Here is a 20,034-nt window from a genome sequence, read left to right on the forward strand (position 1 = left end):
TCACAGGCCCGCCGCCCGGTAGAGCGAGGCCACCTCGGCCTTCGTCAGGGGGCGCAGTTTGCCGGGTCGCAGCTCGCCCAGGCGGACCTCGCCGACCTGGGTGCGCACCAGCGACTCGACGGGGAAGCCGACGGTCTCCAGCATCCGGCGCACGATGTGTTTGCGGCCCTCGTGCAGGACCACCTCGACCATGCTCCAGCCCGGCGTCGAGTCGACCACCTTGAAGGAGTCGACTTTGACGACACCGTCCTCGAGCTCCACGCCCTCGCGCAGCCGTTTGCCCATGTCCCGGGGCGCCTGTCCGCGGAACGTTGCGAGGTAGACCTTCGGCACGCCGTACGACGGGTGTTGCAGTCGGTTGGCCAGCTCACCGTCGTTGGTGAGCAGCAGCAGTCCTTCGGTATCGGCATCGAGCCGGCCCACGTGGAAGAGGCGCTCCTTGCGCTGGTCGACGAACTGGCCCACGGAGTCGCGGCCCATGTCGTCGCTCATCGTCGACACCACACCGAGCGGTTTGTTGAAGGCCAGGTAGACCCGGGAGGCATCCAGTTGGATCCGGTCGCCGTCGACGTGCACGACCTGCTTGTCGGGGTCAACGCGCACACCCAGCTCGGTGACGACCTGGTCATCGACCATCACGCGGCCGGCCACGATCAACTCCTCGCAGGCGCGGCGGCTGCCGACACCGGCGGCCGCGAGCAGCTTCTGCAAGCGCACGCCCTCCGGGTCGTGGACATCCTTGGCGACCTGCTGTGACTTCTTGGGCGTCGCCGCGGGTTTACCGGAGGGCTTGCCAGTGGGTTTGCCGCCGCGGTGGGGCGCCGAGGAACGCCCGGTGGGTTTGCCCCGGCCGCCGGGTGCTTTCTTCTTGGGGGGCGTCATCCGTGTCCTTGCTCGATCAGTTCGTCAATCACGTGGGCTGGCGGCAGATACGGCGCCAGCGGCGGGAGTTCGTCCAGCGAGGACAGACCCATGCGTTGCAGGAAGAAGGTGGTCGTGCCGTACAGCGTCGCACCGCCCTCACCGTCCTCACCGACCTCGGTGATCAGGCCGCGGGTGAGCAACGTGCGCACAACACCGTCGACGTTGACCCCGCGGACCGCGCTGATCCGGGCCCGTGAGACCGGCTGCCGGTAGGCGATGACCGCGAGGGTCTCCAGCGAGGCCTGGGTGAGTTTGGCCTGTTGTCCGTCCAGCAGGAACTTCTCCACGACCGGTGCGAGGTCGCCGCGGCTGTAGATGCGCCAGCCACCGTTGATGCTGCGCAATGCGAAACCCCGGTCAGCCTCGGCGTACTCCGCCGCGAGGGCTTCCAGGTCGGCGGCTACCTCGGCCGCGTCCAGATCGAGCGCCTCGGCGAGTTCGGCCGCGCTGATCGGCTGGTCGATGACCATGAGCACCGCTTCCAACGCGGCACGGCGCCCACCGGGCAGGGCCGCCAGGTCCAGGACCTCGTCGGGCGCCACCTCACTCATGGCTGCCATTGTCCTGCGCCGACGCCGGATCTGCCGAATCGTCGGCCGCGTCGGGGGACTCATCGAACTCGTCGCTCACCGTCACGGCGCCTTCGTGGCCGGTCCAGCGGACGGTCAACTCCCCCAGTGACTCCTCCTGGTCGAAGGCGATCGCGGCCTCCTTGAACAGTTCGAGCAGCGCCAGGAATCGCGCGACGATCACCAGCGTGCTGTCGGCGTCGCGCACCAGATCCCGGAAGGACGCCGTACCGGCCACGCGCAGCCGGTCCACCACGATCGCCGCCTGCTCGCGCACCGACACCTGGGCAGCGTGCAGATGCTCCAACCCCACCACCGGCACCGGTTTGGGGGTGAGCGCCCGCGCGGCGATCCTGGCCAGCTGCTCTGGCGTGATCGTGATGATCAACTCCGGCAGCAGCGAGGCGAACTGCTCTTCCAGCCCGGCCTGCCGGGCGGTCATCCGGCCGTGCACCTGAGAGCGCTCCTGCAGGAAGGTGGCGACCTCCTTGAACGCGCGGTACTGCAACAGGCGCGCGAAGAGCAGGTCCCGCGCCTCGATCAACGCCAGGTCCTCGTCGTCGAGGTCGCCACTGCCCGGCAGCAACGAGGCCGCCTTGATATCCAGCAGCGTCGCCGCGATCAGCAGGAATTCCGAGGCCTGGTCCAGATCCCACGCCGAGTTCTCCCGCTCGGCACGGATGTGCGCGATGAACTCATCGGTGACCCGGGAGATCGCGACCTCGGTGACGTCGAGTTTGTGTTTGGAGATCAGTCCCAGCAGCAACTCGAACGGTCCGGAGAAGACGTCCAGGTGCACCTCGAACGGCGCTGCCCCGCGCCGGGTGATGACCCCACCGGGCGTCGCGGCGCCGGGAGCGCCCGAAGCCTCGGAGGTGTCCGGGGCCACCGTCGGCACCCCGGCGGTCTCGGTCACGCCGCTGCGCCGCGCGCGATCAGCTCGCGGGCCAGCTGCCGGTAGGCCTCCGCCGACCCGTGCGATGAGGCGTACGCCGTGATCGGTTGCGCGGCCAGCGTCGCGTCGGGGAACTTCACCGTGCGACCGATGACGGTGTGAAACACCTTGTCCCCGAAGTGATCTACCACCGAGGCCAGCACGTCGCGGCTGTGCAGGGTGCGCCCGTCGTACATCGTGGCGATGATCCCATCGATCTCCAGGCGCGGGTTGAGCCGGTCGGTGACCTTGTCGATGGTGTCGATGAGCAGCGCGACGCCACGCATCGCGAAGAACTCGCACTCCAACGGGATCAGCACGCCGTGGGCAGCGGTCAGCGCGTTCACCGTCAACAGGCCTAGCGAGGGCTGGCAGTCGATGAGGATCACGTCGTACTCGTCGGTGACCGGACGCAGGACCCGCGCCAGCACCATCTCCCGGGCGACCTCGTTGACCAGTTGCACCTCGGCAGCGGACAGGTCGATGTTGGCGGGAAGGACGTCCAGGCCGGGGGTGTTGGTCGGTTGGATGACGTCGTGGATGTCGTGGCCGCGCTCGACCAGCAGGTTGTAGACGGTGGTGTCGAGCTGGTGGATCGGCACCCCGAGTCCGACGGACAACGCGCCCTGCGGGTCGAAGTCCACCAACAGCACCTTGCGCCCGTACTCGGCCAGCGCCGCGCCGAGGTTGATGGTGCTGGTGGTCTTGCCGACGCCGCCCTTCTGGTTGCACATCGCGATGACCCGCGCCGGGCCGTGCTGCGCCAGCGGCTGCGGAATCGGGAAGGACGGTAAGGGGCGGCCGGTCGGGCCGAGCTTCTCCTTCTTGGACACCAACACTCCCGGGTCGTGATCGTTCGGCGTCGCGCCGATCGTGCCAACCTTAGTGCAGGAAGGAGCGCGTCACCGGGCCCGGGGATGAGCCGCCGCGAACACTTCCCGCAGGTGGGTGGCGCTGACCATCGTGTAGATCTGCGTCGTGGTGACCGAGGCGTGGCCCAGTAACTCCTGGACCACGCGCACGTCGGCACCACCGTCCAGCAGGTGGGTCGCGAAGGAGTGCCGCAGTGTGTGCGGGCTCAGGTGCGCCCTCAGGTCGGCGCGCCGGCCGCACGCCTGGATGATGTTCCACACCGACTGCCGGGACAGCCGCCCGCCACGCTGGTTCACGAAAAGCGCCGGGGTGCCCTTTCCCGCCGCCACCAGCACCGGCCGCGCACGCACCAGGTAGGCGATCAGGGCCTCCTTGGCGTACTGCCCCAACGGGATCAGCCGTTCCTTGCCACCTTTGCCGAAGACCCGCACCAGGTCCTGCTCCAGATCCACGTCGTCGACGTCCAGCCCGGTCGCCTCACTGACCCGGGCGCCGACCCCGTAGAGCAACTCCAGCAGGGCCCGGTCGCGCAGGGCGGCTGGTGTGTCGCCGGTGCTGGCCGCAGAGAGCAACCGTTCCACCTCATCGATACTGATTGCCTTGGGCAGCCGGGCCGGCGGACGAGGGGGTTGTACGGCGGCCGCGACGTTCTGCTGTGCGTCGCCTTCCAGCGCCAGGAATTTGTGGAACCCGCGGACGGCGACCAGTGTCCGGGCGGCGCTGCTGGCCGCCAGGGGTGGGTGGTCGGCGTCCCCTTCGCGCAGCGCCGCCAGGAAGTCGCTGATGTCGCGTTCGGCGACCGCTGCCGGGTCGTTCACCCCACGGGTGGTGAGGTACTCGGCGTACCGGCCCAGATCCCGCCGGTAGGCACGCAGGGTGTGCACGGACACGCCCCGCTCGACACGCAGATGATCCAGCCATCCGTTCGCCGCGCGTTCGAGGAGGGTCACCACGCAGCACATTGTCCGTCGACGTTGCTGCGCTAGGTTCGCAGCACAACTCATCCGGCGTGTCCGGAGCCCGTAGGAGGTTGTCGTGACGCTGTACTCCAATACCCCGACCCGGCGAACGCTCCAGATCGTCACCGACGTCGCGCTGATCATCTGGACGGTCGCGTTGTGCTGGCTGGCCTGGGTCATCGGGGCTCGGATGCGTGACCTCGGCGAAGCCGGCCGGCAACTGCGGGACGGCGGGTCGACCTTCGATGAGCAGATGAGCACGCTGGCGCAGAAGGCGGGCGACATCCCGCTGGTGGGCACCAGCCTGCAGGAACCGTTCCACGCCGCGGCCGGGGCAGGCGTCAGCGTCCGGGAGGCCGGCGAGACGTTCGCGACCAACATCGATCGCCTCGGCTGGTTGCTGGCCGCGACCATCGCGCTGAGTTCGCTGTTCGTGGCCGTCATGCTGTGGCTCGGCCTACGGCTGCCGTGGGTGCGCCGGGCGTCGGTTGCTTCGCGGCGCCTGCAGATGCCCGGCGGGGATGCCCTCCTGGCCTGGGACGCGCTGGAGGCTTCGAAACCAGCCTCGTTGCTGGCCGTGCACCCCGACCCGGTGACTGCGTGGCGTATGGGCGACCCGGCAGCCACCCGCGGACTGGCCGATCTGCGCCTGGCCCAGTTGGGTCTGCGGCGCCCCGTTGCCGGGGTATCAGCCGATTGAGTCCGGACTGTTCAGCGTGGGGTGCAGGTCCTCCGGCGCCGGCGCCCAGGACAACGCGTCGGCGTCGCGTTGTTCACCGCTGCGGATGTCCTTGACCTGGTCCTGCCCGGCCTCGCCGGCGCCCGGGAACCACACGAACGGGATCCCGCGTCGATCGGCGAACTGGATCTGCTTGCCGAACCTCGCCGCCTTGGGCGCCACGAGGGTATTGATCCCCCGCGCCCGCAATGCCGCCGCGATCCGCATCGAATCGGTCCGCTGCTCCTCGTCGTTCACGGCGACGAGTACTGCGACCGGCGTCTCCCGGGAGGCGGTCAGGCCCTCCTCCCCGATCAACAGACCGAGCAGCCGCGAGACACCGATCGAGATCCCGACCCCCGGATAGGTGCGCTTGCCGTCAGAGGCCAGGGCGTCGTACCGACCCCCGGAGCAGATCGAGCCGTACTCGGGCTGGCGCAGCAACAACGTCTCGTAGACGGTGCCGGTGTAGTAGTCCAGTCCGCGGGCGATCTTCAGATCCGCTCGCAGTACGCCGGGTGCCAGCTCCCCGGCGACAGCCATGATCGCCGTGAGTTGCTCGAGGCCTTCGTCCAGCAGCGGGTGGCTGACCCCCAGCGCCCGGACCTCCTCCGCGAACGAGGTGTCGGTGCTGGAGATCTCAGCCAACGCCAGGCACTGGCGGATCTGCTCCTCCCTCAGGCCCTGTTGCGCGAGCACCTTCGCCACCCCGTCGGCGCCGATCTTGTCCAGCTTGTCGATCGTGCGCAGGGTCTGCACGACGTCCTCGATCCCCAGGCCGAGGTAGAACCCTTCACAGATTTTGCGGTTGTTGACCAGGATCACGTACTCCCCGACCGGCAACCGGCCGAAGACGTCGGCGATGACCAGCGGCAACTCGACCTCGTAGTGGAACGGCAACTCGCCCGTATCCACGATGTCGATGTCGGCCTGGATGAACTCGCGGTACCGGCCGCGCTGCGGGCGCTCACCGCGCCACGCGGGCTGGATCTGGTAGCGGCGGAAGGGGAAGGTCAACTTCCCGGCGTTCTCCACGACGTACCGGCTGAACGGCACGGTCAGGTCGAAGTGCAGGCCCAGCTCGGTGGGCTCACCCGCTTCGGCGGCCAATCGACGTACGCCGTAGATCTCCTTGTCCGCGTCCTCACCCTGGCCGGCTAGCCGCTCGACCGGCTCGACGGCGCGGGTGTTGATCGAGGCGAAGCCGTGCAGTTCGAAGACCGAACGGATGGTGTCGAGCACGTACTGCTCGGCGATGCGCTGGGCGGGCAACCATTCCTGGAAGCCGCTGATGGGGGTCACCTTGGTGGCCATGCGATGAAAGTCCTTACAGATCTTGCAGATACGGGTTGGTGGCGCGTTCGTTCGCCATGGTCGTTGCGCCGCCGTGACCGGGCAGGACGAGGGTCTCGTCCGCCAGCGGGAGCACGACGGTGCGCAGCGACTCGAGCATCGCGGGATGGGAGCCGCCCGGTAGATCGGTGCGGCCGATGGACCCCGCGAACAGGACGTCCCCGGACAGGGCGGTGTGGGCCAGACCGGAGTCGGCGACCTGGTCCGGGACGGCGCCCAGCCCGAAGATCACGCTGCCCTCGGTGTGGCCCGGCGCATGTCGTACGTCGAAGCTCAGGCCCGCGAGCTCCAGCGTCTGACCGTCCCCGATCTCCCGTACGTCGTCCGGCTGCGTCCACGTCGCGCACTGGCCGAACTGCTGCTCCAGTCCCATCAACAACTGCGGGCCGACCTCGGACAGCGGGTCGACTAGGCGGTAGCGGTCATCGGAGTGGATGTAGGCACCGATCGTGCCCCCGCACACCGGGGTCACGCTGTAGGTGTGGTCCAGGTGGCCGTGCGTCAACAACACGGCTGTGGGCTTCAGCTTCTGCTCGCGCAGCAGGTCCATCAGCGGCTCGTAGACCCCGATCCCCGGGTCGACGACGACGCATTCCTGCCCGACGCCGGTCCCCAGGACATAGCAGTTGGTCCCGAAGACGGGGGCAGGGATCGCGTACACCAGCACGGAGCCCGAGCCTAGTGCAGTGCCTAACCCGGGTGAGCGGGGCCACGCCCGGCCTAGACTGGCTGGCGGCGGGGAAGCGAGTACCCCGCAGGCGCTATTTCACCGACACAAAGGTCACCCGATGTCTCCCGACGTTCCCAAGCCCACGCCACCTGCCGCCCGGCCGTCCCCGGCGAACCTCGCCCCGGTCGCAGCCGCAGTGCCGACCGTCACGGCGGCTCCCGCCAGCGACGCGGCATCGTTCGGTCGGGTGACCGATGAGGGTGTGGTGATGGTGCGCACCCCGGACGGTGAGCGCGAGGTGGGCACCTACCCGGATGCGACGCCGGACGAGGCCATCGCCTTCTTTGCCCGCAAGTACGACGAGTTGGCCGGGTCGGCGCGATTGCTGCTCCAGCGCGTCACCCAGACGGATCTGTCCACTGCCAGCGGGCAGCAACAACTGGCCGCGCTACGCACCCAGGTTGCCGATGCGCACGTCGTGGGCGACCTCGCGGCCCTGGACGGCATGGTTGAGCAGATCGCCACCGCCCTTGCCGTTAAAGGTCAGGTCGAGGGTGAGGCCCGTGCGGCCGCCAAGGCACAGGCCGCGGAGGACCGGGAGAAGTTGGTGGTGGAGGCCGAGGCGCTCGCCAACACCGCGCCCGAACGGATGCAATGGAAGTCGGCGACGAGCCGGATGCGCGAACTGCTCGATGAGTGGAAGACCGCCCAGCGCAGCGGTGCCCGGCTCGACAAGGACGTCGAAAGCGCCTTGTGGACCCGGTTCAGCCACGCCCGCAACGGTTTTGACAAGACGCGGCGTAACTTCTTCGCCAAACTCGACCAGGAGCACGGCACGGCCAAGGCCGCGAAGACGAAGTTGGTCGCCGAAGCCCAGCAACTGTCCACGTCCACGGACTGGAACGCCACGGCCGGTGCGTTCAAGCGGCTGATGGGCGAGTGGAAGAAGGCCGGACGCGCCTCACGCTCCGAGGACGACGCCCTGTGGGCCCAGTTCAAGGCCGCCCAGGACGCCTTCTTCAACGCCAAGGACGCAGTGGTCGCCGCCGAGAACGAAGAGTTCGAGGCCAACCTGAAGGTCAAGGAGGACCTGCTGGCCAAGGCGCAGAAGATCGTGCCCGCCGACGGCAAGGTCAAGGACGTCGATGCCGCCAAGGCGGCGTTGCGCCCGATCCAGGACGCCTGGGACGCGGCCGGCAAGGTGCCCCGCAAGGACATGGACCGCATCGAGCGCGGGATGCGCCGCATCGAGCAGGCCGTCCGCGACGCCGAGCAGAGCAAGTGGAAGCGCACCGACCCGGAGATCACTGCCCGCGCCCGCTCGATGGTCGAGCAGTTGGAGAAGGGCCTGGCCGACGTACAAAAGCAGTTGGACAAGGCGGTCGCCGCGGGCAACGACAAGAAGGTCAAGGAACTCCAGGACGCCCTCGAAGCGCGCAGCGCCTGGTTGGAGCAGGTGCGGGCCAGCGCCGGCGACCTGGACTCCTGAGGATGTCGACACAAGGCCTGCTGGACTACCTGCGAGACTCACCGTCGCCGTTCCACGCGGCCCGCTCGAGTGCACGACTGCTCGAAGCGGCCGGTTTCCAGGAACTGATGGAAATCGCGCCGTGGGAGCGCGAACGCGGCCGGTACTTCATCCGCCGGGGCGGCTCGCTGATCGCCTGGTCCACCGAGCAGGCGGTCATGGCCTCCGACGGTTTCCTGATCGTTGGGGCGCACACCGACTCCCCCAACCTGCGGATCAAGCCGCGGCCCGATTTCTCCCGAGCGGGCCATCAGTTGTTGGGCGTGGAGGTCTACGGCGGCCCGATCATCAACAGTTGGCTGGACCGCGACCTGGGTCTGTCCGGGCGGGTCGTGGTCAACGATGGTTACCTTCGACGCGACGAGCGCTTGTTCCAGGTCGATGAGCCGATCATGCGGGTGTCCCGGCTGGCGATCCACCTGGATCGGTCGGTCAAGGAGGGTGAGCAGTTCAACGCCCAGCAGCACCTGGCCCCGCACTGGGGTCTGGGTACGACGCCCGGCGACTTCGCGGCGTACCTCGCCTCATTGGTTGGTGTGGATCCGGGCGATGTGCTGGCGTGGGACGCGATGACCCACGACGCACAACCGCCGGCCCTGATCGGTCGCGACCAGGAACTGCTGGCCAGCGGCCGGCTGGACAACCTGGCCACGGCGTACGCCGCCACGGAAGCGCTCATCGCGGCGGTCGAGCAGCCGATGGGCCACCCGGGAACCCGGTTGATCGCGCTGTTCGACCATGAGGAGATCGGCTCGATGTCCGAGCGCGGCGCCTTCTCCAGCCTGTTGATGACGGTGCTCGAGCGCATCGTGCTGACACTCGGTGGAGGCAGGGAGGATCTGCATGTGGCCCTGGCCGGGTCGATCGTCGCCTCGGGCGACATGGCCCATGCGACCCACCCGAACTACGCCGACCGGCACGAGCCGCAACACCAGATCGCGATCGACGGCGGTCCGGTCCTGAAGATCAACACCAACCTGCGCTACGCGACCGACGCAGTCGGTGCGGCGGCGTTCAAGGACGCCTGCGCACGCGCCGGCGTTCCGTGCCAGGAGTTCGTCGTGCGTTCTGATCTGCCGTGCGGTTCGACGGTGGGTCCGATGACCGCGGCGCTGACCGGAGTCACCACCGTCGACTTCGGAGCGGCGATGCTGTCGATGCACTCCGTGCGAGAGGTGACCGGTGTGGCCGACCAGGAGATGTACGCCGCCGCACTGACCGCCTTTTTGTCCTAGCCCTCTGCCTCCAGCAGGCGGCGCACCGCAGATCTGGCAAACATCAGCACCAGGATCAGCCCGGTCACGGCGAAGAACCCACCCAGCTTGACGTGACCGGCGAACACCAGGGCGACCAGTTCCAGGACGACGAACTTGCTGCCGAACAGCAACGCCCACAAGCCAAGTGCCGCAACGACTTTCCCCGCGGGGGACGTTGCGGCTTTGAACCGGGCCTTCACCCGGTTCTTGAGAGCAACGACCACTTCCAGGACGAGCTTGAGCAGGATCGCCGTCAGCAGCGACAGGGTGAACGACTCGGAAACGACCTGCGGGAAATACTCGATCGCCAGGTTCAGGACGACGACGTAGACAAAGACATCGACGACGTCGGCGGCACTGACCCGGCGCAGGGGCTGATTATTGCTCAGCGGTCCACCGGTTCACCCGCGACCGTCGGTCGGTTCGCCTCGTCGGCCGGCTGACCCGTGACGTGATCGACCTCGTCGCCATCAGCCGGGCGGTGCACACCACCGGTGATCCGGTAGACGTCGAAGACTCCGTCGATCTTGCGCACGGCCTTGATGACGTGATCAAGGTGGCTGGGGTCACCCATCTCGAAAGTGAAGCGGGACATGGCAACCCGGTTACGGCTGGTAGCCACACTGGCCGACAGGATGTTGACGTGCTGGTCCGACAGCACCCGCGTCACATCGGACAGCAACCGGTTGCGGTCCAGCGCTTCGACCTGCAACTGCACCAGGAAGACACTGGCGGACGACGGCGCCCATTCGACGGGGATGATCCGGTCGGGCTGCTTGAGCAGTTGCTGGGCGTTGACGCAGTCGCGGCGGTGCACCGACACCCCGTTACCCGTCGTGACGAACCCGATGATGTCGTCACCGGGCACGGGTGTGCAGCACCGGGCGAGCTTGACCCACACGTCGTCGGCGCCCACGACGGTGACGCCGGGGTCGCTGCCGCGGGTGCGGATCGAGCGCGGAGCGGTGGGTGTGGTGGCCTCGGCCAGATCCTCGGTGGTCGCGTCCTCTCCCCCGAGTGCGGCGACGAGTTGGCTGACGACGTGCTCGGCAGAGACGTGGCCGTCACCGACCGCGGCGTACAGGCCGTCGATATCGGCGTAGTGCAGTTGGTCGGCGACCAGGCGCATCGAATCCGGGGACATCAGCCGTTGGATGCCCAGGCCCTGTTTGCGCAGCGTTTTGGCCAGCCCGTCCTTACCGCGTTCGATGGCCTCCTCGCGACGCTCCTTGGAGAACCACTGCCGGATCTTGTTGCGCGCCCGGGGGCTGCGCACGAAGGACAGCCAGTCCCTGCTCGGTCCGGCGTTGTCCGCCTTGGAGGTGAGGATCTCGACCGAGTCACCGATCTCCAGCGGGGACTCCAGCGGCACGAGGCGGCCGTTGACCCGTGCCCCGATGGTGTGGTGCCCGACTTCGGTGTGCACGGCGTACGCGAAGTCCACGGGAGTCGACCCGGCGGGAAGTCCGATGATCGCGCCCTTGGGCGTGAAGACGTAGACCTCGCGGGAGCCCACGTCGAAGCGCAGCGAATCCAGGAACTCCCCCGGATCGGCGGTCTCCCGCTGCCACTCCATCAGCTGGCGCAACCAGGCCATCTCGTTCAGGGACCCGGACTTGTTGTCGCTGCTGTCGATGCCGGCGGCCGCGTTGCGCGCGTCGTCCTTGTACTTCCAGTGGGCCGCCACGCCGTACTCCGCACGGCGGTGCATCTGGTACGTGCGGATCTGGATCTCCACCGGTTTGCCCTCGGGACCCACGACCGTCGTGTGCAACGACTGGTACATGTTGAACTTCGGCATCGCGATGTAGTCCTTGAACCGCCCGGGCAAGGGACTCCATCGGGTGTGCAAGGTGCCCAGCACCGCGTAGCAGTCGCGCACCGACTCCACCAGGACACGCACGGCCACCAGGTCGTAGATCTCCTCGAAGTCACGGCCCCGCACGATCATCTTCTGGTAGACGGAGTAGTAGTGCTTCGGCCGGCCGGTGACGGTTGCCTTGATCTTCGCAGCGCGCAGGTCCGCGGTCACCTGCTCACGCACGCTGCGCAGGTACTCCTCCCGAGCGGGGGCGCGCTCGGCGACCAGGCGGGCGATCTCGTCGTACACCTTCGGATAGAGCGTCGCGAACGAGAGGTCCTCCAACTCCCACTTGATGGTGTTCATGCCCAGGCGGTGGGCCAGCGGGGCGTAGATCTCCAGGGTCTCGGTCGCCTTGCGCTGCGCGGAGGCCTGGGAGACATACCGCCAGGTGCGCGCGTTGTGCAGCCGGTCGGCCAGCTTGATGACCAGGACCCGGATGTCCTTGGCCATCGCGATGACCATCTTGCGGACGGTCTCGGCCTGCGCGGCATCTCCGTAGCTGACCTTGTCCAGCTTCGTGACCCCGTCGACCATGCCGGCGATCTCGTCGCCGAAGTCGGCACGCAGTCGTTCCAACGAGTAGTCGGTGTCCTCCACGGTGTCGTGCAACAAGGCAGCGGCGAGCGTGGGTGGAGTCATGCCCAGCTCAGCCAGGATGGTGCATACCGCAAGAGGGTGGGTGATGTAGGGATCGCCGCTCTTGCGCATCTGTCCGCGGTGCGCCCGCTCGGCGACCTCGTAGGCGCGCTCGATGACCGACAGGTCCTCTTTGGGGTGCGTCGCGCGCACTGTGCGCAACAGGGGTTCGAGGACCCGATTGGTGCTGGTGCGGGGCTGACCCAGACGCACGAGGCGGTTACGCACGCGGGCGGCGGCCGGCGTACCTTGTCCGCGGTCGGCGCGTCCCGCATCTGTCATGACAAGAGTCTAGTTGCCCGCTCAACCAGCCCGTGACCGAACAGTGCCCTACACCGACACGATGGCGTTGACGTCGTAGCCGGCCAGCTTGGCCCGGCCGTCCAGGAAGCCCAACTCCATCAGCATCTCGATGGATGCGACACACGCGCCGGTGCGCTCGATCAGGCTCGCCGCGGCCGCGGCCGTGCCGCCGGTGGCCAGCACATCGTCCAGGAGCAGCACCCGTTGACCGGCGAGCAGCGCGTCCGAGTGGACCTCGATGGTCGCGGTGCCGTACTCCAGCGAATACTCCTGCCGCAGCGTGGGACCCGGGAGTTTGCCCGCCTTGCGTACGGGCACGAACGGCAGGTCCATCTCCATCGCCACCGGTGCCGCGAGGATGAAGCCCCGCGCCTCGATACCGACGACGACATCGACCCGGTCGGCATATCGCGAGCCGATGTCGGCCACGACCGATCGGAAGGCGTCGGGCGATGCGAACAGCGGCGTGAGGTCTTTGAACTGAACCCCCGGCTCAGGGAAGTCGGCGACGTCCCGGGTGTGCTGCAGGATGAGCTCCTTGACCATTGCCGGTCAGTCCTCCCGCTTGGCCCGGGGGTGGATGTCGCGTCGGGTGCGGGCGCGGGACTGCGCGCTCGCGACCGCCTTCTCCTGTTCGGGCTCGATGACACCGGAGATCGACTCGGCACTGCGGTGCTCACCACCCACCTCGTCCAACGCCTTGGACTGGGCCGCCTGGTAGGCCAGTGCCCGGCGGTCCTGCTCCTTGATCGCGGGCTCGCGGCTGCGCAAGGACGCCAGCACCGGGGTCGCCACGAAGATCGAGGAGTAGGTGCCCACGGCGATACCGATGAACAACGCCAGCGACAGGTCCAGCAGCGTGCCGGGGCCGATGAAGAAGTAGCCGACGACCAGCAGTGCCGCGATCGGCAACAGGGCGACCACCGAGGTGTTGATCGAGCGGACCAAGGTCTGGTTGACCGCGTAGTTGGCCGCCTGGGCGTACGTACGGCGTCCGGTCCGGGCCGCGTCCTGGGTGTTCTCGCGGACCTTGTCGAACACCACCACGGTGTCATACATCGAGTAACCCAGGATCGTCAGGAACCCGATCATGGTGGCCGGTGAGACCTCCAGGCCGGTCAACGCATAGATACCGACGGTGATGATCAGGTCGTGCAACAGGGCGATCACCGCGGCGGCCGCCATCGTCCAGGTACGGAAGTAGATCGCCAGAACCGCCGAGACCAGCACCAGGAAGACGATCAACGCGATGATCGCCTTGCGGGTCACGGTCTCCCCCCACGAGGGGCCGATGAACTGAGTGGTCACTGAACTCTCAGGGACCTGGAACTGTTTGGACAGTGCTAACCGCACCTGTTCGGTCGCAGCGGCCGAGCCGTTGCCCAGCTTCTCGGACTGCACCCGCACGGTGTTGTCACCCAGTTTGGTGATGATCAGGTTGTCGTCAGAGCCGGTAGCTTCTCGCACGGTGTCCCGGGCCCGCTGGTCGTAGTCGGCCATCTGTGCCGAGCTCACCGAGGCCACCCGGACCTCGGAACCACCGGTGAACTCCAGCGAGAAGTTCAGTCCGCGGCCGAAGATGCCGATCAGTGCCAGGGCGATCAGCACGAGGCTGACGAGGTACCAACGGCGGCGTTTGCCGATGAAGTCGATCTGCCGGCGACCGGTGAACAGGTCGTTACCGAACTTCGCGAAACTGGCCATCAGGCGTTCCCTCCTGCCGGAGCGACCGCATCCGCATCGCTGTCAGCGTCCCCGGCGCCGGCGCGCTCGGCGGCCTTACGGTCCGCGATCGTCACCCGGCCGCGACCGGCGTAGGTCACCGTGCGCGCCCCGAGTCGCTCGGGGTCGAAGCCACTCCACTTGTGACCGCCACCGAAGAACTCGGTGCGCGACAGCAGCGTCAACACCGGGTGGGTGAACATCGTGACGACGATCAGGTCGATGATCGTGGTCAGGCCGAGGGTGAAGGCGAATGCCTTCACGTTGCTCTCGGACAGGATGTAGAGCACCGCTGCGGCCAGGAAGTTCACCGCGTCGGAAATGATGATCGTACGGCGCGCCCGGGCCCATCCGGTCTGGACCGCCGCCCGGAGGGGCCGGCCGATACGCACTTCATCGCGGACTCGTTCGAAGTAGACGATGAAGCTGTCCGCGGTGACACCGATCGCCACGATCAGACCGGTCACACCAGCCATCGTGAGGCGGAAATTGTTCGCCCAGCCCAGGAAGGTCACCGCCCCGTAGGACAGCAGCGCGGCGACAGCCAGGGAGGCGACGGTGACCAGACCAAGCGCGCGGTACTGGAACAGCGAGTAGATGACCACGAGCACCAGGCCGATCAGACCGGCGATCAGACCCCACTTGAGCTGGTCGGAACCCAGCTGCGGGCTGATCTGCTCGGAGGACACCTGACTGAAGGAGAACGGCAACGCACCGAACTTCAACTGGTCGGCCAGGGTCTTGGCACTGTCCTGGGTGAACGACCCGCTGATCTGGGCCTGACCGTTGGTGATCGGTTCGTTGGCGGTGGGGGCCGAGATGACCTGGCCGTCAACGGTGATCGCGAACTGGTTCTGCGGCGACTGCAAGGACACCAGGCGGGTCGTGACGTCCCCGAACGCCTTGGCGCCGGCGCTGTTGAAGGACAGGTTGACCACCACTTCACCGGTTGCCTGGCCGGCGGAGTTGGTCTTCTGGCCGTACGTCGCGTCGGAGATCTGTGCTCCGTTCACCTCCGAGGGGCCCATGAGGTATTTGTTCCCCGCGTCGCAGCCCACACTCGGCTGGTCCAGCGGGGCGGAGGCCGCGGCTTCCCGCCACTGGGTGGCCGTCGGGCCGACCGAGGGGTTGGTGTTGGTGCAGGAGAACGTGGTGAACAACTGGTTGTAGGTCTGCCCCTTGGTGACGTAACCCGTGTCGATCCAGTACTGCGCGACCGGCTGGCTCTCCCAGGCGGTGTCACTGGCGTTCTTGGGTTTGGTGCTGTCAGCAGCCGTCCCGGAGGTGGCTGTGCCCGACGCGGTGGGCGTGGCCGCCGGAGTGCTCGTTGCGGCCGGGGTCGTCGTCGGGGTGGGCGTGCTGGTGGCGGCGGGATAAGCCTGCGGGAGCGCGGCGTTGGCCGAACTGGTCGGTGCCTCGGCGCCACCGCTCTGCCCGGCGGTCGCACCCGCGGTGGGACTGGCCGAGGGAGTGGCCGTTCCGGTAGGCGTCGGCGTGTAGGGGGTCGGCAGCGTGGGCGTGATCTGCTCGTTGGTGATCTGGGTGGTGGCGATGACCGCCCGGAACGCCAACTGGGAGGACTGGGCCAGCGAGTTCAGGATGTCTTCGGAGGGGTCGCCCGGGATGGACACGACGATGCTGTCCGATCCCAGGGTGGTCACCTCGGCCTCGGCGACACCGGTCGCATCGACCCGCTTGCGGATGATGTCGACCGCCTGCTGCATCTGCCCGGAGTTGACCGACTGACCCTTGCCGACCTGCGGCTGCAGGATGATCTGCCGACCGCCTTCGAGGTCCAGACCGAGCTTGGGGGTCCACTGACCCTGCGGGTTGCCCCAGGCGACGGTCGCACCGATGCCCAGGAAGAGCACTGCTGCCAGTGCCAGCAGGCTCAGCAGCGTGCGTTTGGGATGCCCCAGCATGGAGCGCCGGGCGTTACTTGCCACTGATCAGTCCTTGTCCTGCGACTGTCCCGGCTGGTCGGTCTGGTCGACCGCCTGGCCGTACGTCGTGCCCTGCTCGGGCGCTTGCACCGGGGCCGCGGGGGCACCGGCCGGCAGTTCGCCGTACCGGCCCGCGGGGATCTGGGGAACCACACCGGCCCGCGGACGCCCGCCCAGGGCGGCCCGGGGCAGGATCGCGCGGCGATCGACGTGCAGGGTCAGCCCGGGCGCGACCTCCAGGGAGATCACCGGGTCCTGGACGGCGGTCACGGTGCCGTAGATGCCCGAGGTGGTCACGGCCTCACTGCCCACGGTGATCTCAGCCTGCTGCTCCTGGGTGGCCCGTTGCCGCTTGCGCTGGGTCCAGAAGAGGTAGCCCAGGAGCACCAAAGGGAGCAACAGGATCAGGTAGCTGCCGTATCCGCCTCCGGAGGAGGAGCCGGCGGTCGCCAAGAAAGGCATGAAGTCCAAGTCCTTACGTCGTGGTCGTGCCGGGCGCGACACCCGCGCCAACCGGTCCGGTTGATGCAGGGGCACCGACGCCCGAGTCTAGGTGAGCAACGTGACCCACCCAACTTCGGTTCCCGCACCGGTTCAGCCGAAGCGGCCCTCGTCGGTTCCGAACGGCAACGTCGGGGTGCCCGCGGAGGTCGGCAACGTGGGCTCGGGAGGGGTCAGACCCAGATGCTCCCACGCCTTGTCAGACGCGGCCCGGCCCCGCGGCGTACGCACCAGATAACCCTCGCGCACCAGGTAGGGCTCCACGACAGTCTCGACCGTGTCCGGCTCCTCACCGACGGCGATGGCCAGGGTGGTCAGACCGACCGGGCCACCGGCAAACCGCTTGCACAACGCCTCCAGGACGCCCCGGTCCAGGCGGTCCAGACCGCTGACGTCGACGTCGAACAGCGCGAGGGCGGTACGGGCGGCATCCAGGTCGACCACCCCGTTGCCGTGCACCTGCGCGTAGTCGCGCACCCGGCGCAGCAACCGGTTGGCGATGCGGGGGGTGCCGCGGGAGCGGGAGGCAATCTCACTGATGCCGTCCGGTGTGGCGTCCACGCCGAGCAGGGCGGCGCTGCGGTGCAGGATCGTGGCCAGATCCGCGCCGGAGTAGTAGTCCAGATGCCCGGTGAAACCGAACCGGTCGCGCAACGGCGCCGGCAGCAGACCGGACCGGGTCGTGGCCCCGACCACCGTGAACGGCGGCAGCTGCAACGGAATGGCGGTGGCGCCGGGCCCCTTGCCGACGATGATGTCGACCCGGAAGTCCTCCATCGCCAGGTAGAGCATCTCCTCGGCCGGGCGCGCCATCCGGTGGATCTCATCCAGGAACAGCACCTCGCCCTCGGCCAGAGAGGACAGGATCGCCGCAAGGTCACCGGCGTGCTGGATCGCCGGGCCGCTGGTGATCCGGATCGGCTGCTCCAGCTCGGCGGCGATGATCATGGCCAGGCTGGTCTTGCCCAGCCCGGGCGGTCCGGACAACAGCACGTGGTCCGGCGGGGCGCCCCTGCGCCGCGCAGCCTCCAGGACGAGCGCGAGTTGGGAGCTGACCCGGGGCTGACCGGGGAAATCGGCCAGCCGCTTGGGTCGCAGAGCCGCCTCGACCCGGCGCTCGTCGTCGTTGCCGCCGGGATCGACGACCCGGGCGGTCGCGTCGATCGAGCCGTCCTGGAAGGAGTCGTCGTACTCGTCCATCTATCGCCCCAGCCGGCGCAGCGCCGCCCGCAGTGTCTCGGCGACGTCCAGTCCGTCGGTCTCCGCGGTGACCGCTGCGACCGCGTCACCGGCCTGCTTGGCGTTCCACCCCAACCCGACGAGGGCCTCGACGACCTGGTCCTGATCGGTGGTGAGGGCAGGAGCAACGGAGGGTACGGCGCCCGCCTGGCCCGCGGGCGCGCCGACTTTGTCCTTGAGTTCCAGGACGATCCGCTCGGCACCCTTCTTGCCGATGCCGGGGACCTTGGTCAGGGTGGTGACGTCGCTGCCGGCGATGGCCAACCGCAACGGGTCCGGTGCGTGCACCGCAAGCATGGCCAGCGCCAGGCGGGGTCCGACCCCGGAGACCGTCTGCACCAGCTCGAACAGGTCGCGCTCGGCAGCGGTCTCGAAGCCGAACAGGGTGAGCGAGTCCTCCCGCACGACCAGTGAGGTGGACAACCGCACCGAGGCGCCGGCACGCGTCGACGACGCCGCCGCGGGAGTGGTGTGAACCAGCAGTCCGACTCCCCCGACCTCCACCACGACATGGTCCAGTCCTGCGGACAGCACCGTGCCGGACAGGGATGCGATCATCGCGCGGCCCGCTGCATGGCGACGGCCTGGGCGATCCGGTCCTGCGCAGCGCCCCGCCACAGGTGACAGATGGCCAGGGCAATGGCATCGGCCGCGTCCGCCGGTTTGGGCGCGACCTGCAGCCGCAGGATGCGCGTGACCATCGCCGTGACCTGGTTCTTGTCGGCCCGGCCGTTACCGGTCACGGCCGCTTTGACCTCCGATGGCGTGTGCATCGCCAACGGCAGACCGCGCCGGGCCGCCGCCAGCATCGGGACGGCCGACGCCTGCGCGGTGCCCATGATTCCTTTGATGTTGGCCTTGGCGAAGACCCGCTCGACCGCGACCGCGTCCGGGCGGAGCCGCTCCAGCCAGTCGTCGATCTCGGTCTGCAGCGTCAGCAGCCGCAGCGCCGGCTCCTGGTCGATCGGCGTACGCACCACACCCACCTCGACCAACCGAAGTGGCGTCCCGAGCCCGCCCTCGACCACGCCCAGCCCACATCGGGTCAGACCCGGGTCGACCCCGAGAACTCGCACGCGCCACTCCCATCGATACGAACAGGTGTTCGCTTCACGCTACCTGGGCAGGCGGCCCACACGGGTCAGCGACGCGCCGACTCAGTCGTGCCCAATTGGACCGACTCCTTGTGCTCGCTCTCCGGCCGCGTGCTCGCAAGCTCGCCCACAACCTCCGGCTCACCCAGCGTCGTCAGTCCTCTTCAAGCTCCGCCAGGACCTCATCCGACACATCACCGTTGGCGTAAACGTTCTGCACGTCGTCGCTGTCCTCGAGAGCCTCGATGACGCGGAACATCTTCTTCGCGCCGTCGACGTCCAGCGGGACCTCCATCGTGGGCAGCCAGGATGCCTCGGCGGAGTCGTAGTCAACGTCCGCCGCCTGCAGCGCCTCGCGGACGCCCACGAAATCGGTTGCCTCCGAGACGATTTCGAAGGACTCCCCCAGGTCGTTGACTTCCTCGGCGCCTGCGTCGAGGACGATCTCCAGGATGTCGTCCTCGCTCTTGCCCTCCTTGGGCACCAGGACGACGCCCTTGCGGTGGAAGAGGTAGGCGACCGAGCCGCTGTCGGCCATCGAGCCGCCGTTCTTCTGCAGGGCAGTGCGCACCTCGGCCACGGCGCGGTTCTTGTTGTCGGTGAGGCACTCGATCAGCAGGGCCACCCCGCCGGGCGCGTAGCCCTCGTAGGTCAGCGCGAGGTATTCAGCGCCGCCGGCCTCTGCACCGGAGCCACGTTTGACCGCGCGGTCGATGTTGTCGTTGGGGACCGAGGATTTCTTGGCCTTCTGGATGGCGTCGTACAGCGTCGGGTTGCCCGCCGGGTCGCCGCCGCCGGAGCGGGCCGCGACCTCGATGTTCTTGATCAGCTTGGCGAACAACTTGCCGCGCTTGGCGTCGATCGCCGCCTTCTTGTGCTTGGTTGTCGCCCACTTGGAGTGACCACTCATGTCCCTGACACCGCTTCCTCGTGATCGCGCGCCGGCCG

General features: G+C 68.1%; 20 protein-coding genes. 3 read left to right on the top strand and 17 right to left on the bottom strand.

Going from position 1 to position 20,034, the window contains the following annotated elements; all coding sequences use genetic code 11:
* The 5 genes from AZH51_RS08870 to xerD form a co-directional block, all read right to left on the bottom strand.
* Positions 1-882 carry a pseudouridine synthase gene (locus AZH51_RS08870; protein WP_291523357.1) on the bottom strand — a complete coding sequence of 294 codons (882 nt, stop codon included), beginning with the start codon at positions 880-882 and terminating at the stop codon, positions 1-3.
* The gene (gene scpB / locus AZH51_RS08875) at positions 879-1,475 is read right to left on the bottom strand and encodes an SMC-Scp complex subunit ScpB (RefSeq protein WP_291523359.1); all 597 of its coding nucleotides are present in this window, start codon (positions 1,473-1,475) and stop codon (positions 879-881) included. The genes AZH51_RS08870 and scpB overlap by 4 nt, the downstream gene beginning before the upstream one ends.
* Positions 1,468-2,391 carry a ScpA family protein gene (locus tag AZH51_RS08880; protein WP_291523438.1) on the bottom strand — a complete coding sequence of 308 codons (924 nt, stop codon included), beginning with the start codon at positions 2,389-2,391 and terminating at the stop codon, positions 1,468-1,470. The genes scpB and AZH51_RS08880 overlap by 8 nt, the downstream gene beginning before the upstream one ends.
* 14 nt (positions 2,392-2,405) lie before the next feature.
* The gene (locus AZH51_RS08885; protein WP_367188038.1) at positions 2,406-3,260 is read right to left on the bottom strand and encodes a ParA family protein; all 855 of its coding nucleotides are present in this window, start codon (positions 3,258-3,260) and stop codon (positions 2,406-2,408) included.
* Between the two features lie 69 nt (positions 3,261-3,329).
* Positions 3,330-4,250, bottom strand: a complete 921-nt coding sequence (gene xerD, locus AZH51_RS08890) for a site-specific tyrosine recombinase XerD (protein WP_291523441.1) — start codon at positions 4,248-4,250, stop codon at positions 3,330-3,332.
* A gap of 85 nt (positions 4,251-4,335) precedes the next feature.
* On the opposite strand from xerD, the gene AZH51_RS08895 reads away from it, so the two are divergent.
* Complete coding sequence (locus tag AZH51_RS08895) at positions 4,336-4,959, top strand: hypothetical protein (protein ID WP_291523361.1); 624 nt, start codon at positions 4,336-4,338, stop codon at positions 4,957-4,959.
* Here AZH51_RS08895 and hisS read toward each other — a convergent pair.
* Positions 4,948-6,291: a histidine--tRNA ligase gene (hisS, locus tag AZH51_RS08900; RefSeq protein ID WP_291523363.1), complete on the bottom strand. Its 1,344-nt coding sequence runs from the start codon at positions 6,289-6,291 to the stop codon at positions 4,948-4,950. The genes AZH51_RS08895 and hisS overlap by 12 nt on opposite strands.
* Before the next feature lie 13 nt (positions 6,292-6,304).
* Entirely contained in the window at positions 6,305-6,997 is a 693-nt protein-coding gene (locus tag AZH51_RS08905; RefSeq protein ID WP_291523366.1) for an MBL fold metallo-hydrolase, read from the bottom strand.
* A gap of 121 nt (positions 6,998-7,118) precedes the next feature.
* Between AZH51_RS08905 and AZH51_RS08910 the strand changes: the two genes are divergently transcribed.
* Both AZH51_RS08910 and AZH51_RS08915 read left to right on the top strand, forming a co-directional pair.
* Positions 7,119-8,489 carry a DUF349 domain-containing protein gene (locus AZH51_RS08910; RefSeq protein ID WP_291523368.1) on the top strand — a complete coding sequence of 457 codons (1,371 nt, stop codon included), beginning with the start codon at positions 7,119-7,121 and terminating at the stop codon, positions 8,487-8,489.
* 2 nt (positions 8,490-8,491) lie between these two features.
* On the top strand, positions 8,492-9,763 hold the full coding sequence (locus AZH51_RS08915) for a M18 family aminopeptidase (protein ID WP_291523370.1): 1,272 nt from the start codon (positions 8,492-8,494) through the stop codon (positions 9,761-9,763).
* On the opposite strand, the gene AZH51_RS08920 is transcribed toward AZH51_RS08915, so the two are convergent.
* From AZH51_RS08920 to AZH51_RS08965, 10 genes are all read right to left on the bottom strand, one after another.
* Positions 9,760-10,008: a hypothetical protein gene (locus AZH51_RS08920; protein ID WP_291523371.1), complete on the bottom strand. Its 249-nt coding sequence runs from the start codon at positions 10,006-10,008 to the stop codon at positions 9,760-9,762. The genes AZH51_RS08915 and AZH51_RS08920 overlap by 4 nt on opposite strands.
* Before the next feature lie 161 nt (positions 10,009-10,169).
* The gene (locus AZH51_RS08925) at positions 10,170-12,566 is read right to left on the bottom strand and encodes a bifunctional (p)ppGpp synthetase/guanosine-3',5'-bis(diphosphate) 3'-pyrophosphohydrolase (RefSeq protein WP_291523372.1); all 2,397 of its coding nucleotides are present in this window, start codon (positions 12,564-12,566) and stop codon (positions 10,170-10,172) included.
* Positions 12,567-12,614: 48 nt separating this feature from the next.
* Positions 12,615-13,133, bottom strand: a complete 519-nt coding sequence (locus AZH51_RS08930) for an adenine phosphoribosyltransferase (protein WP_291523374.1) — start codon at positions 13,131-13,133, stop codon at positions 12,615-12,617.
* A gap of 6 nt (positions 13,134-13,139) precedes the next feature.
* The gene (gene secF / locus AZH51_RS08935) at positions 13,140-14,291 is read right to left on the bottom strand and encodes a protein translocase subunit SecF (RefSeq protein WP_291523376.1); all 1,152 of its coding nucleotides are present in this window, start codon (positions 14,289-14,291) and stop codon (positions 13,140-13,142) included.
* A complete protein-coding gene (gene secD, locus AZH51_RS08940) occupies positions 14,291-16,255 on the bottom strand; it encodes a protein translocase subunit SecD (protein ID WP_291523378.1) in 1,965 nt (654 codons plus the stop codon). Before secD ends, secF begins: the two co-directional genes overlap by 1 nt.
* Positions 16,256-16,258: 3 nt before the next feature.
* On the bottom strand, positions 16,259-16,714 hold the full coding sequence (gene yajC / locus AZH51_RS08945) for a preprotein translocase subunit YajC (RefSeq protein WP_291523380.1): 456 nt from the start codon (positions 16,712-16,714) through the stop codon (positions 16,259-16,261).
* Between the two features lie 132 nt (positions 16,715-16,846).
* Positions 16,847-17,953, bottom strand: a complete 1,107-nt coding sequence (ruvB, locus tag AZH51_RS08950) for a Holliday junction branch migration DNA helicase RuvB (RefSeq protein WP_291523382.1) — start codon at positions 17,951-17,953, stop codon at positions 16,847-16,849.
* Entirely contained in the window at positions 17,954-18,550 is a 597-nt protein-coding gene (ruvA, locus tag AZH51_RS08955) for a Holliday junction branch migration protein RuvA (RefSeq protein WP_291523384.1), read from the bottom strand.
* Positions 18,547-19,068 carry a crossover junction endodeoxyribonuclease RuvC gene (ruvC, locus tag AZH51_RS08960; protein ID WP_291523386.1) on the bottom strand — a complete coding sequence of 174 codons (522 nt, stop codon included), beginning with the start codon at positions 19,066-19,068 and terminating at the stop codon, positions 18,547-18,549. Before ruvC ends, ruvA begins: the two co-directional genes overlap by 4 nt.
* A gap of 172 nt (positions 19,069-19,240) precedes the next feature.
* On the bottom strand, positions 19,241-19,996 hold the full coding sequence (locus tag AZH51_RS08965) for a YebC/PmpR family DNA-binding transcriptional regulator (RefSeq protein ID WP_291523388.1): 756 nt from the start codon (positions 19,994-19,996) through the stop codon (positions 19,241-19,243).
* Positions 19,997-20,034: the final 38 nt, after the last annotated feature.

Source organism: Branchiibius sp. NY16-3462-2 (assembly GCF_001594145.1).
Taxonomy (GTDB): Bacteria; Actinomycetota; Actinomycetes; order Actinomycetales; family Dermatophilaceae; genus Branchiibius.

Bases quoted from the DNA above. Each gene is read 5' to 3' on its own strand.
- yajC (WP_291523380.1), bottom strand. From the start codon at position 16,714: ATGCCTTTCTTGGCGACCGCCGGCTCCTCCTCCGGAGGCGGATACGGC.
- AZH51_RS08910 (WP_291523368.1), top strand. From the start codon at position 7,119: ATGTCTCCCGACGTTCCCAAGCCCACGCCACCTGCCGCCCGGCCGTCC.
- AZH51_RS08930 (WP_291523374.1), bottom strand. From the start codon at position 13,133: ATGGTCAAGGAGCTCATCCTGCAGCACACCCGGGACGTCGCCGACTTC.
- AZH51_RS08915 (WP_291523370.1), top strand. From the start codon at position 8,492: ATGTCGACACAAGGCCTGCTGGACTACCTGCGAGACTCACCGTCGCCG.
- scpB (WP_291523359.1), bottom strand. From the start codon at position 1,475: ATGAGTGAGGTGGCGCCCGACGAGGTCCTGGACCTGGCGGCCCTGCCC.
- AZH51_RS08870 (WP_291523357.1), bottom strand. From the start codon at position 882: ATGACGCCCCCCAAGAAGAAAGCACCCGGCGGCCGGGGCAAACCCACC.
- ruvA (WP_291523384.1), bottom strand. From the start codon at position 18,550: ATGATCGCATCCCTGTCCGGCACGGTGCTGTCCGCAGGACTGGACCAT.
- AZH51_RS08965 (WP_291523388.1), bottom strand. From the start codon at position 19,996: ATGAGTGGTCACTCCAAGTGGGCGACAACCAAGCACAAGAAGGCGGCG.
- ruvB (WP_291523382.1), bottom strand. From the start codon at position 17,953: ATGGACGAGTACGACGACTCCTTCCAGGACGGCTCGATCGACGCGACC.
- AZH51_RS08925 (WP_291523372.1), bottom strand. From the start codon at position 12,566: ATGACAGATGCGGGACGCGCCGACCGCGGACAAGGTACGCCGGCCGCC.
- secF (WP_291523376.1), bottom strand. From the start codon at position 14,291: ATGGCCAGTTTCGCGAAGTTCGGTAACGACCTGTTCACCGGTCGCCGG.
- hisS (WP_291523363.1), bottom strand. From the start codon at position 6,291: ATGGCCACCAAGGTGACCCCCATCAGCGGCTTCCAGGAATGGTTGCCC.